The sequence below is a fragment of the Luteimonas salinilitoris genome, assembly GCF_041300785.1.
Taxonomy (GTDB): domain Bacteria; phylum Pseudomonadota; class Gammaproteobacteria; order Xanthomonadales; family Xanthomonadaceae; genus Luteimonas; species Luteimonas salinilitoris.
This window is the reverse complement of sequence record NZ_JBFWIB010000007.1, coordinates 130628-148851: the sequence shown is the minus strand read 5'-3', so window position 1 is coordinate 148851 and position 18224 is coordinate 130628. Positions and strand designations below refer to the sequence as shown.

16 protein-coding genes are annotated in these 18224 nt (G+C 70.6%); 11 read left to right on the top strand and 5 right to left on the bottom strand.

From position 1 onward, the window contains the following. Window positions 1-37 precede the first annotated feature (37 nt). Window positions 38-778: a FadR/GntR family transcriptional regulator gene (locus AB5T46_RS12460; RefSeq protein ID WP_370564292.1), complete on the top strand. Its 741-nt coding sequence runs from the start codon at window positions 38-40 to the stop codon at window positions 776-778. A 511-nt stretch (window positions 779-1289) separates the two neighbouring features. Next, a complete protein-coding gene (gene mddA, locus AB5T46_RS12455; protein WP_370564291.1) occupies window positions 1290-2045 on the top strand; it encodes a methanethiol S-methyltransferase in 756 nt (251 codons plus the stop codon). Between the two features lie 120 nt (window positions 2046-2165). On the opposite strand, the gene rsgA is transcribed toward mddA, so the two are convergent. Further along, window positions 2166-3275 carry a ribosome small subunit-dependent GTPase A gene (rsgA, locus tag AB5T46_RS12450; RefSeq protein ID WP_370564290.1) on the bottom strand — a complete coding sequence of 370 codons (1110 nt, stop codon included), beginning with the start codon at window positions 3273-3275 and terminating at the stop codon, window positions 2166-2168. Between the two features lie 4 nt (window positions 3276-3279). On the opposite strand from rsgA, the gene AB5T46_RS12445 reads away from it, so the two are divergent. The 6 genes from AB5T46_RS12445 to AB5T46_RS12420 all read left to right on the top strand — a co-directional run bounded on the left by AB5T46_RS12445 (window position 3280) and on the right by AB5T46_RS12420 (window position 11658). Continuing rightward, window positions 3280-3987 carry an RNA polymerase sigma factor gene (locus AB5T46_RS12445; protein WP_370564289.1) on the top strand — a complete coding sequence of 236 codons (708 nt, stop codon included), beginning with the start codon at window positions 3280-3282 and terminating at the stop codon, window positions 3985-3987. Next, on the top strand, window positions 3984-4967 hold the full coding sequence (locus AB5T46_RS12440) for a FecR family protein (protein WP_370564288.1): 984 nt from the start codon (window positions 3984-3986) through the stop codon (window positions 4965-4967). The genes AB5T46_RS12445 and AB5T46_RS12440 overlap by 4 nt, the downstream gene beginning before the upstream one ends. 90 nt (window positions 4968-5057) lie before the next feature. Continuing rightward, complete coding sequence (locus tag AB5T46_RS12435) at window positions 5058-8282, top strand: TonB-dependent receptor (protein ID WP_370564287.1); 3225 nt, start codon at window positions 5058-5060, stop codon at window positions 8280-8282. Then, window positions 8282-9571, top strand: a complete 1290-nt coding sequence (locus AB5T46_RS12430; protein WP_370564286.1) for a M14 family metallopeptidase — start codon at window positions 8282-8284, stop codon at window positions 9569-9571. The genes AB5T46_RS12435 and AB5T46_RS12430 overlap by 1 nt, the downstream gene beginning before the upstream one ends. A 133-nt stretch (window positions 9572-9704) precedes the next feature. Beyond that, window positions 9705-10961, top strand: a complete 1257-nt coding sequence (locus tag AB5T46_RS12425) for an aminotransferase class I/II-fold pyridoxal phosphate-dependent enzyme (protein ID WP_370564285.1) — start codon at window positions 9705-9707, stop codon at window positions 10959-10961. A gap of 64 nt (window positions 10962-11025) precedes the next feature. Next, entirely contained in the window at window positions 11026-11658 is a 633-nt protein-coding gene (locus AB5T46_RS12420) for an SGNH/GDSL hydrolase family protein (protein ID WP_370564349.1), read from the top strand. Here AB5T46_RS12420 and AB5T46_RS12415 read toward each other — a convergent pair. After that, window positions 11613-12056 (bottom strand): hypothetical protein, encoded by a 444-nt coding sequence (locus AB5T46_RS12415; protein ID WP_370564283.1) that lies wholly within the window; start codon window positions 12054-12056, stop codon window positions 11613-11615. The genes AB5T46_RS12420 and AB5T46_RS12415 overlap by 46 nt on opposite strands. A 45-nt stretch (window positions 12057-12101) precedes the next feature. Here AB5T46_RS12415 and AB5T46_RS12410 point away from each other — a divergent pair, with 45 nt between their 5' ends. Then, window positions 12102-12836: a methyltransferase domain-containing protein gene (locus AB5T46_RS12410; protein WP_370564282.1), complete on the top strand. Its 735-nt coding sequence runs from the start codon at window positions 12102-12104 to the stop codon at window positions 12834-12836. Window positions 12837-12932: 96 nt separating this feature from the next. On the opposite strand, the gene AB5T46_RS12405 is transcribed toward AB5T46_RS12410, so the two are convergent. Continuing rightward, window positions 12933-13757, bottom strand: a complete 825-nt coding sequence (locus AB5T46_RS12405) for a polysaccharide deacetylase family protein (RefSeq protein WP_370564281.1) — start codon at window positions 13755-13757, stop codon at window positions 12933-12935. A gap of 55 nt (window positions 13758-13812) precedes the next feature. On the opposite strand from AB5T46_RS12405, the gene grxD reads away from it, so the two are divergent. Further along, on the top strand, window positions 13813-14745 hold the full coding sequence (gene grxD, locus AB5T46_RS12400) for a Grx4 family monothiol glutaredoxin (RefSeq protein WP_370564280.1): 933 nt from the start codon (window positions 13813-13815) through the stop codon (window positions 14743-14745). Window positions 14746-15068: 323 nt separating this feature from the next. Here the strand turns inward: grxD and AB5T46_RS12395 are convergent, their stop codons facing one another. Both AB5T46_RS12395 and AB5T46_RS12390 read right to left on the bottom strand, forming a co-directional pair. Next, the gene (locus AB5T46_RS12395) at window positions 15069-15605 is read right to left on the bottom strand and encodes a DUF924 family protein (RefSeq protein ID WP_370564279.1); all 537 of its coding nucleotides are present in this window, start codon (window positions 15603-15605) and stop codon (window positions 15069-15071) included. Between the two features lie 129 nt (window positions 15606-15734). Next, window positions 15735-16505, bottom strand: coding sequence for an AMP nucleosidase (locus AB5T46_RS12390; protein WP_370564278.1), 771 nt, complete (start codon window positions 16503-16505; stop codon window positions 15735-15737). 269 nt (window positions 16506-16774) lie between these two features. Here AB5T46_RS12390 and AB5T46_RS12385 point away from each other — a divergent pair, with 269 nt between their 5' ends. Continuing rightward, a complete protein-coding gene (locus AB5T46_RS12385; RefSeq protein ID WP_370564277.1) occupies window positions 16775-18202 on the top strand; it encodes an amidohydrolase in 1428 nt (475 codons plus the stop codon). Window positions 18203-18224: the final 22 nt, after the last annotated feature.

Sequence of the window (18224 nt, the reverse complement as noted above, 5' to 3'; positions counted from 1 at the left end):
GATGCCCCACGTTCTCCAGAGTGCAGACGATCCCGAAATGTCCGAGAGCCGCCTTTACCAGTCCATCGTCGCGGAACTGCTGAAACTGATCGAATCGGGAGAATTCCCGCCGGGGTCGCGCCTGCCGGGGGAGCGCGACCTGGCCGAACGGTTCGGCGTCAGCCGGGTCACGGTCCGCGAAGCCGAGATCGCGCTGGAGGCCCGCGGCTGGATCACGATCAAGACCGGCTCGGGCGTCTACGTGAAATCTCGGCTCGACGCGCCGGGCGCGCTTCCCGACGTCACCGCGTTCGACGTCACCGCCGCGCGCTCGGTGATCGAAGCGGAGGCGGCTGCGCTGGCGGCCAGCCGGATCAGCGACGAGGAGATCGGCGAGTTGGAGGCATTGATCGCGGTCATGGCGGAGCCGAGCGCCACCGACCGGACGGCCGGGGAGGCCGACCAGTCGTTCCACATGGCGATCGCAAGGATCGCCGGAAATCCCGTCATCGAGCACTGCATCCAGCTGATATGGCGCATGCGCAACGACCTGCCGCGGGTCCGGCAGGTCTACGGCCGCGTCTGCCACAACGATGCCAGCGACCGGACGCGGGAACATGCGGCGATCCTGGCCGCATTGCGCGACCGGAATCCCGCTGCCGCCCGCACCGCGATGCAGAACCATTTCCAGCGCCTGTTCGAATCGATGCTCGAGGCCACCGAGAGCGATGCACTGGCCGAGGTCAAGCAGCGCATGCAGCAACATCGCGAACGATTCCTGGCGGCCACGCGGCTCTGATCGAGCGGCCGCGGGCGCAACCTGCGCTCGACGATGAAACCCTCCGGCGCCTTGCTGTCCTCCGGGATTGATGCCGCCGTCGGTCGGACATCGGGCTGGCGCGGCGAGGGAAACCGGGGATTGCCGCCGCCGCGGATGGCGCGCGGAGTCGGGCATACGGCCGGTTTCGGTCTCCCGCTACGTTTATTCCCGCATCCGGAGAAGCGCTCCCATTCCCGGCGCGGACACCGGAGCGGCGGTGGGAAAAGCCATCCCTCCCTCTCACCCCCGCGGTCCGCTCCCTCTCCCAAGGGACGGGGGAAGGCCCGAACCTGAGGTTCTTCCGCCGAACGGAGAAGGGAAGGACCTGGTGCCATGCCGCAAGCCGTTGATTCCGCTCGAGGTCACCGGATGACTATCACCGGCCGGGCGCTGGTCGCCGACCGGTCATGACCGGTCGGCCGCCGCGACCGGGAGTGTGGGCCACGGATGCCGCGTGGCGGCCCATCCGTCGATTTGCTGGAGACCCGCCATGAAACGCTTGCTCGTACTGCTCTACGGCGTCGTCAGCTATGCCGTGTTCTTCGCCACCTTCCTCTACGCGATCGGCTTCGTCGGCAACCTGTTGGTGCCGCGCTCGATCGATTCGCCGGCGCTCGTGCCGCTGGGGCAGGCGCTGCTGGTCGACCTGGGCCTGCTCGCCGTGTTCGCGGTGCAGCACAGCGTGATGGCGCGGCCGGCGTTCAAGCGCTGGCTGACCCGGTTCATCCCCGAGGCCGCCGAACGCAGCACCTACACGCTGGTCTCCAGCCTGGCGCTGATCGCGCTGTTCGCGCTGTGGCAGCCGATGGGCGGCGTGATCTGGCACGTCGAGAATCCGATCGGCACCGGCGTGCTCTACGGCCTGTTCGCCTTCGGCTGGGCGCTGGTGCTGATCTCGACCTTCCTGATCAACCACTTCGACCTGTTCGGCCTGCGCCAGGTGTGGCTGTACTTCCTTGGCAGGCCCTACACGTCGCTCAGGTTCAACACGCCCGGTCCGTACCGGTGGGTGCGGCACCCGCTCTACGTCGGCTGGCTGTTCGCGTTCTGGGCAACACCGACCATGACCGTCGCGCACCTGGTGTTCGCACTGTTGACCACCGCCTACATCCTGGTGGCGATCCAGCTGGAAGAGCGCGACCTGATCAAGGCGCATCCCGAGTACAGCGGCTATCGGCAACGCGTGCCGATGTTGATCCCCGGCCTCAGGCGCCGCGCCGCACGAGCCCGGGCCGCTGTCCACTGATCTTCTGCCCGAGGCGTGCGCGAATCATTCCCCCGATTCGCGCACGCCCGGCGGGAGGGGCGCCGCCGCACTTCGGCGGCGCTTTTTCCCGATCGCCCCGACACGGGAAAACCCTGCGATTCAGCGCTTCCCGTATTTGTCGTCCAGCCGCTTGTTCGAGGCCTTGCCCGCCACCTTCTGCTCGGCGTTCTGCGCCTTGCGGTGGGCCAGCTGACCCGCCGCGCCGGCCACCTCGTCGCGCAGCTTCAGGTAGCTGGCGAAACGCTGCGGGGCCAGCTGGCCCACCTCGATCGCCGCGCGCACCGCGCAGCCGGGTTCGCGCGCATGCGAACAGTCGCGGAACCTGCACTGCTCGGCCAGAGCTTCGATGTCGGCGAAATTCTCGGCGACGTCTTCCTCGCCGGTGGGCTTGAGTTCGCGCATGCCCGGCGTATCGATCAGGCAGGCGCCGGAGGGCAGCGGGATCAGGGCGCGGTGGGTGGTGGTGTGGCGGCCGCGTTCGTCGCTCTCGCGCACCGCGGCGGTCTTCATGCGCTCACTGCCGAGCAGGGTGTTGGTGAGGGTGGACTTGCCGGCGCCGGAGCTGCCGACCAGCACCGCGCTGACGCCCGGGCGCAACCACGCCTCGAGCGCGGCGACGCTGTCGCGTTCCTTGGCGTTGACCGCGAGCACCGGCACCTCGGCGCCGGCGACGTCGGCCAGCGCGGCCAGGGCAGCGTCCACGTCGGCGCCGGGCTTGTCGGCCTTGGTCAGCACCACCACCGGCTCGGCGCCGCCGCCGCGCACCAGCAGCAGGTAGCGTTCGATCCGGCGCGGGTTGAAGTCGGCGTCCAGGCCGCACACCACCAGCACCACGTCGACGTTGGCGGCGATCACCTGCTGGCGGTAGTGCTCGCCGGCGGCGCCGCGCTTGATCACCGTGCGCCTCGGCAGCAGCGCGACGATGCGCGCACCCTCCAGCAGCACCCAGTCGCCGACCGCGGCGCGCTGTTCGGGCGGCAGGGTCGCCCGCTGCCATTCCGGCGGCGACTCGACCGGAAAACCCGCGGACGGGCCTTCGGCCACCAGGTAACCGGTGCGGTGCTGCTCGACCACCCGCGCCGGCCGCGCCCGCGGGTGTGCCGCCAGCGGCGCGCGCCAGTCCTCCGGAACCTCCCCTCCCGCTACGGCCGACGGCCAGCCGATCGCGTGCAGCGCGGCGTCGCCGACGGCGGCGGGGCCGGGGTTCAAACGGATGCGGAAGTCGGTGCCATGCGGCGATTCTAGCGCCGACGCGGGCGGCGGGTGCTTGGCAATCCGCCTGTCAACTGCCACCATCCGGCGACGCCACCCACGGAATACGACGATGGGATGCGATCATGACGAACGCGCATACTGGCTGGCCGACCGGATCCTGCCCCATGAGCCGGCACTGCGGCGCTGGCTGCACCGCCTGACTTCGGCCCGGATCGAGGTCGACGACGTGGTCCAGGAAACCTACGGCGTGCTCTCCGCCCTGGGCAACGTGTCCCACATCCGCGACCCGCGCGCCTACCTGTTCACCACGGCACGTTCGATCCTGCTGCAGCAGGTACGGCGAGCGCGCATCGTGCAGATCGAATCGGTGGCGGAAATCGAGGCCATGATCATCCATCAGGATGAATCCCCGGTGGAGAGCGCCGTTTCCGACCACCAGCAGCTGTCCCTGCTCGCCGAACAGATCGCGCGGCTTCCTGGCAAGTGCCGCGAAGCCTTCGTGCTGCGCAAGATCCATGGCTGCAGCCAGCGCGAGATCGCGACGCGGATGGGCATCTCGGAGAACACGGTCGAGAAGCACATCGGCAAGGGCCTGCGCCTGCTGATGCGGGCGATGGCCGTGGAGGCCCCCGCAGCGAAGCAGCGCGGCGACGGGCCCGCACGACAGGGACTGCTGCGCCGGCCCCGGAACGGAGAACAGGCATGAACGCGTCACGGATCGACGACATCGCAGCGGACTGGGTGGCACGGCTCGATGCCGGCCCGCTGCCGCCCGAGTCGGCCGCCCTGCTCGACCGCTGGCTGGCGGAGGACCCGCGCCATGCCGGCGCGTATGCGCGCGCACGCGCCGTGTTCGCGCAGCTGGACCGCGCGCGCGCGCTGGGGCCGGGCTACGATCCGCGGCGCCATGCCCGCGACGGGGGGGCTGTGTCGCCGCGCATGCGGCGGCGCGGATGGATCATGGCCAGCGCGGCGACGGTGCTGCTTGCACTCGGGGCCGGCTTCGGCCTGCAACTGCTGACCGGCGGCGGCAGCACGTACGGCACGTCGCTGGGCGAAGTGCGGCACCTGCCGCTCGACGATGGTTCGACCATGAGCCTCAACACCGGATCCCGCGCGCGGGTCGTGTTTTCGGCGCAGGAGCGCCGGGTCCTGCTGCTGGAGGGCGAAGCGCTTTTCGACGTCGCCCGCGATCCGCTGCGGCCGTTCGTGGTGGAGTCCGGCGGCATCCGCGTGCAGGCGATCGGCACCAGTTTCACGGTGCGCCGCCTGCCCGGTGCGACGGTCGAGGTGACCGTGCGCGAGGGCGAGGTCCGGTTGCAACGGGCCGACGATCCGGAGGCGGCGCCGGCTTCGCTGGTTGCGAACATGCGCGCGCTCTCGATGCCGGGCAAGCGGCCACAGGTCCAACGAATCGACAGCAGACGCGTCGAGCAGCGCCTGAGCTGGCGCGACGGCATGCTGTCGTTCAACGGCGACACCCTGGCCGAGGCCGCCGCGGAATTCTCGCGCTACAGCCGCACCCGGATCCTGATCGAGGACGATGAAGTGGCGCGCCTGCGCGTCGTCGGGCTGTACGCCGCCAACGATCCGGGCGGTTTTGCGCAGGCGGTGGCATTGAGCCAGGGGCTCGATTCGGAGCGGGTGGACGGCGACGTACGCCTGAGGAAGCGCGCGCGGCACTAGCGAGATGGCGGAATCCCCGCGTTCATGCATCCAGATGCATGTGGCCGCCACCGTGCGGCCCCTCTCGACCATCACTCCGGGGAGGAGACCATGCGGAAATCCGCAATCCGCCATTCCGCGATCTGCGCCGCCGTGCTGCTGGCCCTCGCGGGCATGCAGGTGCATGCGCAGGTACAGGATCCACCGCCGGCCAGCGTCCAGCAGCGCAGTTTCGATGTTCCGGCCGGTACGGCCACCACCTCGATCCCGGAGTTCGCCCGACAGGCCGGCGTGCAGATCGTCGCGCCGGGTGAACGGCTGGCCGAACAGCGCACGCCGCCGGTGCGCGGCACCATGGACAGGCGCGCCGCGCTGGCGCAACTGCTGTCCGGCACCGAACTTCAGGTGGCGAGCGACGACGGACGCACCATCACCCTGACAGGCGACAGTACGGGCGTGGGGAACGGTGGCGTATCGGAGCCGCAGGAGACGCAGGGCGGTGGCGCCGACAATGCGCAGCCGCCGCCATCCGGACCACCACCCGTGGATCCAGCCGTCTCGCAGCCCCCGTTGCCGGCACCACGGCGCGAACGCGTCGCCGAAGTCGATGCGGTGATCGTCACCGGTACGTTCCTGCGCCGTACCGACGCCGAAACCGTGCTGCCGGTGACCACGATCGGCCAGACCGAGATCGAGTTGAGCGGCGTCAACACCGCCTCCGAACTGCTCTCGCAGCTGCCGCAGTCGGCGGCGTTCGACAACGCCGAAACCGCCACCGGCCCCAACGACGCGCGCGGCGACGCCGCCTCGGTCAACCTGCGCGGGCTGGGCTCGGGCAACACCCTGGTACTGCTCAACGGACGCCGCATCGCTCCGCACCCGATCTCGGCGGGCGCGGTGCCGCGGCTGTCGAGCAACATCAACCAGATCCCGCTGGGCGCGGTGCAGAGCATCGAAGTGCTGCGCGACGGCGCTTCGGCCCTGTATGGCTCCGATGCGGTCGCCGGCGTGATCAACACCCGGCTCAAGCGCGACTACCAGGGTTTCGAGACCAGCCTGCGCTACGGCAATGTCAGCGACGGCGGCCTCGACGAGATCTCGGCCTCGGCCCTGGGGGGCGTGACCTTCAACGGCGGCCGCAGCAACTGGATGGGTTTCGCCAGCCTCTACGACCGCGACAGCCTGAGTGGCGCCGAGCGCGGTATCACCGCCGACCTGCGCGAGCGCGCGGGCAGCGACGCGGCGGCCTGGAACAACACCTCGGTCAGCTCGCCCTGGGGCCGGTTCACCGCCGGCATCGCCAATCCCGACGGCAGCTTCACGCCGCACCAGACGCCCGGCGGCGCCGAAAACGGCCAGTTCCATACTCGTCCGGAAGACGGCGGCGCCGGCGTCGCGCCGGGCGCACTGCCGACCGCGTTGCGCTACGACTTCGCGCCGGAGTACATCCTGATCCCGGAAACCCGGCGCGTGCAGCTGTTCTCGTCGCTGAGCCACGACTTCAGCGGCACCCTGAGCGGCTTCGTCGACGCGTTCTACTACAACGCGGATTCGCACATGTCCAACGCCACCGCGCCGGTGTCGGCCAACTCGGACAACCAGATCCACGTTCCCGCCAGCAACTACTGGAACCCATACGGCACGCGCTTCTACGGCCCCGGCACGGCCAACCCGGACATCGCGCCGTCCGACGTGCTGATCCGCAACTACCGCCCGCTCGAGATCGGGCCGCGCACGGCGGACGTCGAGTCCACCTCGTACCAGGTGCTGACCGGACTGCGGGGACTGCTCGGCAGCTGGGACTGGGAAGTGGGCGCCGCCTGGGGCGAGGGCCGTACCACCGACATCGGCCGCAACATGATCAGCGAGAGCCGCCTGCGCCAGCAGCTGGCGCTGGACACGCCGGACGCCTTCAACGTATTCGGCGGCCCCGGCGTCAATCCCGCGCACGTGCTCGACGCCGTGCGCGTGGACACCTGGCGCCGGGGCGAGAGCGGGCTGGGACTGCTGGACGCCAAGGCCACCGGACCGCTGTTCGAGCTGCCGGGCGGCGAGGTGCTGGGCGCGGTCGGCGTCGAGTACCGCTACGAGGATTTCAGCGACCGGCGCGACGAGCTCTCCAACGGCGACGACATCATCGCCCAGAGCCAGAGCAGCGATTCGGACGGCAGCCGCAACGTGAAGTCGGCGTTCCTGGAACTGTCGGTGCCGCTGTTCGGCGAGAACAATGCGATCCCCGGCCTGCGCCGGCTGGAACTGTCGCTGGCCGGGCGCACCGAGCACTACAGCGATTTCGGCTCCGCCACCAAGCCCAAGGTCGGCCTGGCGTGGTCACCGGTGTCGTGGCTGATGCTGCGCGGCTCCTACAACGAGGGATTCCGCGCGCCGACCCTGGCGCAGGTGTTCGTGGGCGAGATCATCCGCCGCAACACCGGCACGCCCGACCCCTGGCGCGCCGACGTCACCGGTACCGCCGCCGACCTGGGCGTGGAGTCGCGCCAGGTGATCCGCGGCGGCAATCCCGGCCTGGGCCCCGAGGAAGCCAAGGCGCGCAACTTCGGCATCGTGCTGGACGTGCCGTTCGTCGAAGGCCTGTCGTTCACCGCCGACTATTTCCACATCCGCCAGAGCGACGTGATCGACACCTTCGGCGAATCCGACCAGCTGGCTCTCGACTTCCTGCTGCGCAGCACCGGGCAGGGCTTCAATCCCGACGTGGTGCGCCTGCCGGTGACGGCGGGCGACCAGGCCGCGTTCGACGACTACAACGCCGCCAATCCCGGCGCGACGCGGCAGGCGACGGGCGCGGTGGACTACATCCTCGACACCTACATCAACATCTCCTCTCGCGAGGTGTCGGGCGTCGACCTGGGCATGCGCTACCGGATGCCGGAAACCCGGCTCGGCCGCTTCACCCTGCGCGCCGACATGGCGCGCCTGAACCGCTTCGAGCAGCGCCGCGACGACGACGCGCCGACGGTGTCGCAGATCGGCGTCAACGGCCTGCCGCGCACCCGTGGCGTGGCCAGCGTGCACTGGCGCCGGGAAGCGGTGAACGCCGGACTGCAGGCCAACTACGTCTCCAGCTTCCAGGACACCAGCGCGCCGGCCGACGCCAACGGCTCGCCCTACACCGTCGGTTCCTGGACGACCTGGAACGCCTTCTTCGGCTACCGCTTCGAAGCCAGCGCGCTCGACGGCACGGCGTTGCGGCTGGGCATGAACAACCTGTTCGACCGCGCGCCGCCGCTGGCCGACGACGATCGCGGCTTCGACGCCGGCGTGCACGACCCGCGTGGCCGCTTCATCTATGCCGAAGTACGCAAGCGCTGGTGATGGCGTCGCTCGCCCGGCGGCGCGTGTTGCCGCGCCTTTGCCTGCTGCTGGTCGCGGCCTGCACGTTGTCGGCCTGCGCCATCGGCGGCCGGCCCGCCTCCACGCCCGGTCCCGACGCGGAAGTCGCAATCGCGGTGCAGGAACGGCGCGAATGGGTGTTCCACGAGGACGGGGTGCGCTTCGACAACCACCTGCCGGCAGCGCGCCTGAACGCGGTGACGCGCGTGGCGGCGCAGCACTACCTCGTCACGGTCACGCCGGAAACCGAGCCGGTCAATCCCAGCCCCTGGTACGGCTTCCGCGTGGTCACAACCCGCCCGCAAACGTTGCGCATCGATTTCGACTACCCGGGATACCGACATCGCTACCACCCCAAGCTCGGCAGTGGAGACGGACGCTGGCGCGAAGCTTCGGCCCGGGAGTTCGTGCCTGAGCGGGACGGCCGCCCGGCGCGGCTGCAGGTCGAAGCCGGGCCGCAGCCGCTGCTGGTCTTCGCGCAACCGCCGCTCGTTCCCGACGATTTCGAGGCCTGGATCGACTCGATCGGGCGCACGCTGCCGATCGAGCACAGCGTCTTCGGCCGTTCGGTGCAGGGCCGGCCGCTGCATCTGTTCGAGTTCGGCGGCAGCGACGGCTCACCGCTGCTGATCGTGATCGGGCGCCAGCACCCGCCCGAGAACACCGGCTCGCAGGCGCTGTTCGGTTTCGTGGAAACCCTGGCCGCCGATACGCCGCAGGCGCGCGCGTTCCGCGAACGCGTGCGCACGGTGGTGGTGCCGCTGGTCAATCCCGACGGCATCGTCGAGGGCCACTGGCGCAGCAACCTGCACGGCAAGGACCTCAACCGCGACTGGGGGCCCTTCGACGAGCCGGAAACCCGGGCCCTGGCGCAGGCACTGTTGGTGCGCAGCGAAGGCGCCGGGCGCCGGGTCGCGTTCGCGATCGACTTCCACTCCACCTTCCGCGACGTGCTGTACACGGTGGCCGAGGACCCTTCGCGACGGCTGGACGGGGTCCTCGGGCAATGGATCGCGGCGATGCGCACACAATCGCCCGGGCTGGAGGAAAAAGCCTATGCCGCCACCAGTTCGGTGTTCAAGAACTGGGCCTGGTGCCGGTTCGGTGCGCCTGCGGTGACCTACGAAGTGGGCGACGCCACCTCCGCGGACGCGCTCGACGCGCTCTCCCGCCACGCCGCCGGCAGCCTGATGGCCCTGCTCGACGCCACCGGCACCGATGCCGCACCGGCGGCACCCGGCTGCGAGGCCGCCGCGCCGGCGCCAGGGTGACGCCCGCGGCACGCAGTGCGCGCCGGTTGCCCACCTGTAACCCCGCTCCGGGCGGCCCGGACCTGACGGAGGCATGGGCGCCGCATTTCCGCTAGGCTTTGCCGCTGTTTCGCCGCATCCACGTGTGCCGCCCATGCCCCCGCTCAAGACCCGCGAACGCCTGTCCGAAGTCCGCTACGAGATCCGCGGCGAGCTCGCCCGTCGCGCGCGCGAACTGGAGGGCCAGGGACGCACGCTGATCAAGCTCAACATCGGCAATCCCGGCGCGTTCGGATTCCGCGCGCCGGAACACCTGCAGCGCGCGATCGCCGACCACATCCACGATACCGATCCCTACACCCACCAGCAGGGCCTGCCGGAGGCGCGCGAGGCGATCGCCGCGCACCATCGGCGCCGCGGCACGCCGAATGCCTCGCCGGAGCGCGTGTTCATCGGCAACGGCGTCAGCGAGCTGATCGACATCTCGCTGCGCGCACTGCTCAATCCCGACGACGAGGTGCTGCTGCCCTCGCCCGACTACCCGCTGTGGTCGGCGGCGACGATCCTCAACGACGGCCGCCCGGTGTTCTACCGCTGCAACCCCGAGAACGGCTTCCTGCCCGACCCGGACGAGATCGAGTCGCTGGTCTCCGCGCGCACCCGCGCGATCGTGCTGATCAACCCGAACAACCCGACCGGCGCGGTCTATCCGCGCGCGCTGCTCGAGCGCATCGTCGCCGTCGCCGAGAAACACCGCCTGCTGCTGATGGTCGACGAGATCTACGACGGCGTGCTCTATGGGGACGCGAAGTTCGAACCGCTGGCGCCGCTGGCCGGCAACCTGCCCTGCCTGTCGTTCAGCGGCCTGTCCAAGGTGCACCGCGCCTGCGGCTGGCGCGTGGGCTGGGCGGTGCTGTCGGGCGACCCCACCGCCTGCGGCGACTTCCACCACGCCATGGACCTGCTCGGGGCGCTGCGACTGTGCGCCAACGTGCCGGGGCAGTTCGCGATCGAGGCGGCGCTCGACGGCGGCGACACCATCGGTCCGCTGTGCGCGTCCGGCGGCCGCCTGTTCGAGGCGCGGCGCGCGGTGATCGAGAGCTGCGAGGCCAGCGAGTCCCTGCGCCTGGTGGCCCCGGCCGGCGCGCTGTACGCGTTCCCGGGCGTGGCCGGCGCCGCCGCGGAAGGCTTCGACGACCACGCCTTCGCACTGGAGATGCTGGAGACCGAGGACGTGCTGATCGTGCCCGGCTCCAGCTTCAACGTGCCCTATCGCAACCATTTCCGCGTCACCCTGCTGCCGGAGCCGGCGCTGCTGCGCGAGGTGTTCCACCGCATCGACCGGGTGCTGCAGCGGCACGCCGGCCGCGCGCGATCGCCCGGGGAAGTCTCGCGTGCCGCGGTGGCCTGAGGCGGTGAGGGTGGTCGCGCTGGCCGCCGCGGGCGCCTGCACCATCGGCGCGCATGCCGGCGAGGTGTCGTACCTGGCCCTCGGCGACAGCTACACCATCGGTGAATCGGTGCCCGAGGCCGGCCGCTGGCCGCTGCAGCTGGCGCGGACGTTGCGCGCGGAAGGCATTCCGTTGGCCGATCCGCACATCATCGCCGTCACCGGCTGGACCACCGACGAGCTGTCGGCGGCGATCGACGCCGCCGAACCGCTCGGGACGTACGGCTTCGTCAGTCTGCTGGTCGGCGTCAACAACCAGTATCGCGGCCGCGACGTGGACGACTACCGCGAGCAGTTCGCGGCGTTGCTGCAACGCGCGATCGGCTTCGCCGGCGGCCGCGCCGACCGCGTGCTGGTGCTGTCGATCCCGGATTGGGGCGTGACCCCGTTCGCGGCGCAGTCGGGGCGCGATCCGGCGCGGATCGCGCGCGAGCTCGATGCCTACAACGACGCCGCGGCGCGGGTCTGCGCCGCACACGGCGTTGCCTTCGTCGACATCACCGCGGTCAGTCGCGCGCGCGGCGCCGAGGCGGACATGCTGGCCGAAGACGGCCTGCACCCCTCGGCCGCGATGTACACGGAGTGGACTCAGCTGGCGCTGCCGGTCGCGCGTCAACGGCTGTCGCTGTCGGGGCCGGGCGGCATGCCCGGGAACTGATACGCCAGCGTCATCGCCGCCGCGACCAGCAGCGGCGAGGCCAGCATCAGCAGACCGACGCCGATGTCGGCATCAGCGGTCGCCGACGCCGTCGCCCGCCACCCGGCCCAGCCGTGGTACAGCGCCCAGAATGCGGAGGTCGCCAGCGTGCCGGCGAACAGCGCGCGCAGCGCACGCCGGTGCTCGAGCCTGACCGCGACCATGAGCGCCGCCAGCAGCAGCACCGGTCCGCCGCAGATCAGCGACAGCACCGGCAGCAGCGTGGGCGCGTCCAGCGGCGTCGGGCGATCGAGCCAACGGTCCAGCAGCAGCGGCACCGCCAATACCCAGACCAGCACCAGCGCCAGGGCGACGCCCAGCGCGGCCGCGGCGAGCTTCGGCTGGCGACGGAGGCTCATGGCGGCATGGTAGCGTGTCGGCAACGCGGCGCCATGACCCCACGCATGCAAACCCCGTCTCTCGAATCCGCTCCCGCGGACCCGCCGCCCGGCACCGGCCAGCCGCTCGACCGCGCGCGTTCGGCGCGGATCGCCCGCGCGTTCCTGCCGAAGCATCCGCTGGGCAACCGCCACGATTATTTCTACACGCTGTTCAAGCTGCGCAGCGACCCGCTGTATCCGGGGGTGCTGGCGGCGCTGCGCGGCAGCCACGCGCCGCTGCTCGACCTCGGCTGCGGCCTCGGCCTGCTGGCGCACGCGCTGCGCAGCGACGCGCAGGCGATGCCCTACCGGGGCGTCGACATCGACGCGGCGAAGATCGCGCGGGCGCAGCGCAGCGCCGCCGCGACCGGCCTGGCCGATGCCACGTTCGAAACCGCCGATCTCGCCCACGGCATGCCGCCGCATCGCGGCAGCGTCGCCATCCTCGACGTGCTGCAGTACCTCTCGCACGCGGCACAGCGCGAACTGCTGACCACGGCGTCCGCGATGCTCACCGCGGACGCGCGGCTGGTGATCCGCACCGGCCTGGGCGACCGCACGCACCGCGGCCGCACCACCCGCGTCACCGACCGCCTCGCCAACCTGATCGGCTGGATGCAGGAGCGGCCGAAGTGCTACCCGACCGCCGACGGCCTGCGTGCGGTGCTCGCGGATGCGGGCCTGCAGGTGACGTTCGCCCCGCTGTACGGCCGGACCCCATTCAACAACTGGCTGGTGGTGGCGCGGCCGCGCGGGTGATCGCGCATCCGTCTCCGTTCTTGTGGGAGTGGCGGTGACATGTCACCGCCGGGAATTCGCGACGCCGGCGAACTCAGGGTTGCGGAGGTCGCACGTCTAGCTCGCAGCGGCGTCCACGTGAACGGACTGCACCGCGGGCGCGGCGTCGGATGGCAGCACGGTCCGGTAGCCCAGCGCCTCCAACCGCTCCAGCAGGCGCTCGATCGTCTCGACGCTGCGCCCGTGCGGCGCGCCCTCGTGCAGCAGCACGATCGCCCCCGGCGCCAGGTCGCGCTCGATGCGCGCGACGGCCGCCGCGGGATCGCCGTGCACGGCGTCGTAGCCGCGCGCGCTCCAGGCCACGCGCGCCAGGCCGTGCCGCCGCAGTGGCGCCGCCACGAACGGATTGGTCATGCCGACGACCGAACGGAACCAGCGCGGCGCCGTGCCGGACAGCGCGGCCAGCGTCGCCTGCGCTTCGCCGATCTCGCGCGCCATCCGCCGCGGCCCCAGCGCCCAGAACCAGGCCTGCGGATGGGTCTGGCTGTGGTTGCCGATGTCGTGGCCGCGGCGCAGGATCTCGCGCACCAGTTCCGGCCGCGCCGCGGCGCGGGCACCGACCAGGAAGAACGTCGCCCGTGCGCGATGCCGGTCGAGCAGGTCTAGGACCGCGGCGGTATCGTCCGAAGGCCCGTCGTCGATCGTCAGCCACACGGCCGGCCCGGCCAGCGGCAGGCGCGCCAGCACCGGGCCGTAGAGCGTGGCGCGCGGCAGCAGCACCGACAGCCAGAACGGCAGGTGGCTGAGCATCATCGCCGGCAGCCCGATCTGCCAGCCGAACCCCCACCACAGCGCGATCACCAGCGCCTGCGAGGGCAGCAGCCAGGCCAGCCATGCGTATGGACGGCGGGGAATGCGATGCAGTGTTTGCCGGCCGCTCATGCCGCGATGATGCCACGCGCGTAAAATGGCCGGTTCTCCCGCACCGAGCTCCGCCATGACCCTCGATCCCGCCCTGCGCGAACGCATCGACACGCTGCTGCACGGCAACCGCGTGGTGCTGTTCATGAAAGGCCGGCCGGACATGCCGCAGTGCGGCTTCTCGGCCAAGGCGACCGGCCTCCTCAGTGGTCTCGGCGTCGACTTCGCGCACGTCGACGTGCTGGCCGATCAGGAGATCCGCGAAGGCATCAAGGCCTACGGCAACTGGCCGACGATCCCGCAGCTGTACATCGACGGCGAGCTGGTCGGCGGCAGCGACATCATCGAGGAGATGGCCAACTCCGGCGAGCTGAACCAGGCGCTCGGGCTGCCGCCGGTCGACCGCACGCCGCCCAGGGACGTCACCGTCACCCCGGCCGCCGCGCAGATGCTGCGCCAGGCGCTGGCCGATGCCGGCGCCGGGACCGCGCTGGCGCTGGCGATCGACGCGCGCTTCCAGCCGCGCTTCCAGATCGCCGCGGCCGGCGACGACGCGATCGCGGTCGAGTGCGAGGGCGTGCGCATCCAGTTCGATCCGGCCAGCGCGCGCCGCGCCGACGGCATCACCATCGACTGGGTCGACGACATCCGCGGCAAGGGCCTGGCGATCGACAATCCCAACGCGCCCAAGCCGGTGCAGGCGTTGACGCCGGCCGAGGCCGACGCCCGCGTGCGCGCCGGCACCCTGACCCTGGTCGACGTACGCCCGCCGGAAGAGCGCGCGCAGGCATCGTTGAACACCCCGTTCGAGGTGCTCGACGGCGACGCCCGGCGCACGCTCGAGGCGCTGCCCAAGGACACCCCGCTGGCGTTCCTGTGCCACACCGGCCAGCGCAGCCGGGAGGCGGCGGAGCATTTCCGCGGGCTGGGCTTCGGCGGGGTGTACAACGTCGAGGGCGGGATCGAGGCCTGGGCGCAGGACGTGGACGCGTCGATTCCGCGGTATTGATCGGCGATCCGTTGGCAGCAGGAATGACCCGACGGCCCGTAGGAGCGCCCCATGGGCGCGATACCGCGCCAGGCAGCCTTCTCCGTTGCGGCGAGACAAGCCCCGTCGCCACGGGCGGTACCAATCAATAGCCAAGCCCATCACGATGGACCTCATCTTTTGGCTTGGGGTGTGGGCTATTCACTGACACCGCCCCGTGGCGACGGGGCTGGCTGCGTCGCAACGGAAAGGACTGCCTGACGCGGCATCGCGCGCATGGCGCGCTCCTACGGGGAGGTTCGGTTCATGCGGGGAAATCCGCGTTCGCGCCGGTGGGTGGGCAATCAGAATCCGCCGCCGGCGTCCAGCCACACCTGTTCCTCGGGCGTGCTCTCGCGCCCCAGCGCGCGGTTGCGGTGCGGGAAGCGGCCGAAGCGCCAGATCACGTCCTGGTGCGCGATCGCGTACTTGTCGTAGTCGACGTCGCCGATCGTGGCGAACAGCTCCACCGAGCGCTGCTGGTCGTCCGGATCCTCGGAGTGCTCGAACGGCAGGTAGAGGAAGGCGCGCAGGGTCGGCTCGATCTCGCGGTCCAGCCCGGCCGACACCGCGCGCCGGGCGTAGTGCAGCGCCAGCCCGTCGGTGGCGAACGCGTGGCCGCTGCCGCGGAACACGTTGCGTGGGATCTGGTCGAGCAACAGCACCAGGCCGAGCGCGCCCTCGGCCGTTTCCATCCAGGCCTCGTATTCGCGGCGCGCGGCGCACAGGTGCGCATCGAGGAAGCGCGTCTCGCACTCGCGGTCGAAGGCGTCGCCGCCCTGGAACCATTTCTTGTAGCCGGCTTCACGCCAGAAGGTGACGACGTCCAGGGCGGTGGTCATGGGGCTGCGCTCTCCCGAAGCAGGCCCGCAGGATAGCCGGCGCGCCGGTTTCCGGCACCCGTCGCGCGGGCGGCCTGCGGATGGCGCATCCTTGCCGGATGGACCTGCGAACTGAGCGGGCCTGCCGCCTCAGAACCGCAGGTGCCGCACCGACTTGCCGTTGCGGCGGATCAGGCGCAGCGCCTCGATGCCGATCTGGATATGGCTCTCGACGTATTCGTTGCTGACCCGCGCGTCGCTGGCCTCGGTCTTCACCCCTTCCGGGATCATCGGCTGGTCCGAGACCAGCAGCAGCGCGCCGGCAGGGATGCGGTTGGCGAAGCCGGCGGCGAAGATGGTCGCGGTCTCCATGTCGATCGCCATGCAGCGCAACCGACGCAGGTAGCGCTTGAAGGTCTCGTCGTGCTCCCACACCCGCCGGTTGGTGGTGAACACGGTGCCGGTCCAGTAGTCGTGGCCGAGGTCGCGGATCATCGTCGAGGCGGCGCGCTGCAGGGCGAACGCCGGCAGCGCCGGCACCTCCGGCGGCAGGTAGTCGTTGCTGGTGCCGTCGCCGCGGATCGCCGCGATCGGCAGGATCAGGTCGCCGAGCTGGTTCTTCTTCTTCAGCCCGCCGCACTTGCCCAGGAACAGCGCCGCCTTCGGCCGAATCGCCGACAGCAGGTCCATCATCGTCGCCGCGTTGGGGCTGCCCATGCCGAAGTTGATCATGGTGATGCCGTCGGCGGTGGCGCTGGGCATCGGCCGGTCGATACCGACCACCTCGGCACCGGTCAACTTGGCGAAATGGCCGAGGTAACCGCCGAAGTTGGTCAGCAGGATATGTTCGCCGAACGACTCGAGCGGCACGCCGGTGTAGCGCGGCAGCCAGTTTTCTACGATCTGTTCTTTTTCCTTCATGGGACCGCATGGTAACCGAGGCTTTCTCACCGTAGAGCGGAGCTTGCTCCGCTGCTTTCGGCTCCGGAGACCGCACAGCCGAGCAAGCTCGGCTCTACGGGGATGGGCTCCGGAGGCCGCGCAGCCGAGCAAGCTCGGCTCTACCGGGGAGGGGCTCCGGGGATCACGTCGCGGGCGCAGCCTTTCATGCCATGACTTTCGCCGGGTTGGCAGCCGGCCCGGCGCGGGCTAGCTTGGGGGTTTGCTCCGTCGCTCCCGGGGAACCGCCGATGCTCCGACCCTTGACCGCCGCGCTGGCCGCGGTGCTGCTGATCGCTCCCGTCCACGCCGACGACGGCGCGCGCAAGTCGCGTTTCGCCGACGATCCCTATGCCAGCACCTACCGTCCGGTCGCGGCGCCGCCGCTGCTGATTACCGACGCAGTGGTGCTGACCGGCACCGGCGAACGCCTCGACGGCGCCGACGTGCTGCTGGTCGACGGCAAGGTGGCCGCGGTCGGCGCCGGCCTGCAGGCGCCGGAAGGCGCCACGCGGGTCGACGGCAGCGGCAAGTGGGTCACGCCCGGGCTGATCGACGTGCACTCGCACCTGGGCGTGTATCCCAGCCCGGGCATGCGCGCGCACAGCGACGGCAACGAGATGACCGACCCGGTCACCGCCGAGGTCTGGGCCGAGCACTCGGTCTGGCCGCAGGATCCCGGCTTCGCCGCGGCGCTCGCCGGCGGCGTGACGGCGCTGCAGATCCTGCCCGGTTCGGCCAACCTGGTCGGCGGCCGCGGGGTCACGCTGAAGAACGTCGCGGCCACCTCCGTGCAGGGCATGAAGTTCCCCGGTGCGCCGCACGGGCTGAAGATGGCCTGCGGCGAGAACCCCAAGCGCGTCTACGGCGAGAAGGGCGGACCGGCCACGCGCATGGGCAACGTCGCCGGCTACCGCGCCGCGTTCATCGACGCCGCCGAGTACCTCGGCAAGCACAAGCCGAAGGACGAAAAGCCCCGCCGCTGGTGGCAGTCGTCGTCCAATGACGACGACAACGGCGACAACGGCGACAACGGCAAGCGCGATCTCAAGCTCGACACCCTGGGAGGCGCCATCAACGGCGACATCCTGGTGCACATCCACTGCTACCGCGCCGACGAGATGGCGGTGATGATGGACCTGGCGAAGGAGTTCGACTTCAGGATCGCCGCCTTCCACCACGGCGTGGAGGCCTACAAGTTGTCCGACCGGCTGGCCGAGGAGGGCATCTGCGGCGCGCTGTGGGCCGACTGGTGGGGCTTCAAGATGGAAGCCTTCGACGGCATCCAGGAGAACATCGCCCTCGTCGATCGCCCCGCCAACAGCTGCGCGATCGTGCACTCGGACTCGAGCGAGGGCATCCAGCGCCTCAACCAGGAGGCGGCCAAGGTGATGGCCAACGCCCGCCGCGCGGGCATGGACATCCCGCCGGAACGCGCGATCCGCTGGGTCACGCGCAATCCGGCGCTGTCGATGGGCATCCTCGAGCAGACCGGCACCCTGGAGCCCGGCAAGATGGCCGACGTGGTGCTGTGGAACGGCAATCCCTTCAGCGTGTATGCGCACGCCGAACAGGTCTACGTCGACGGCGCCCGCATCTACGACCGCGACGACCGTTCGCGGCAGCCGGTTTCGGACTTCATGCTCGGCCAGTCCGGCCCGCAGGGAGGTGTGCGATGAACGCCGCGGGCACGTTCGTTTC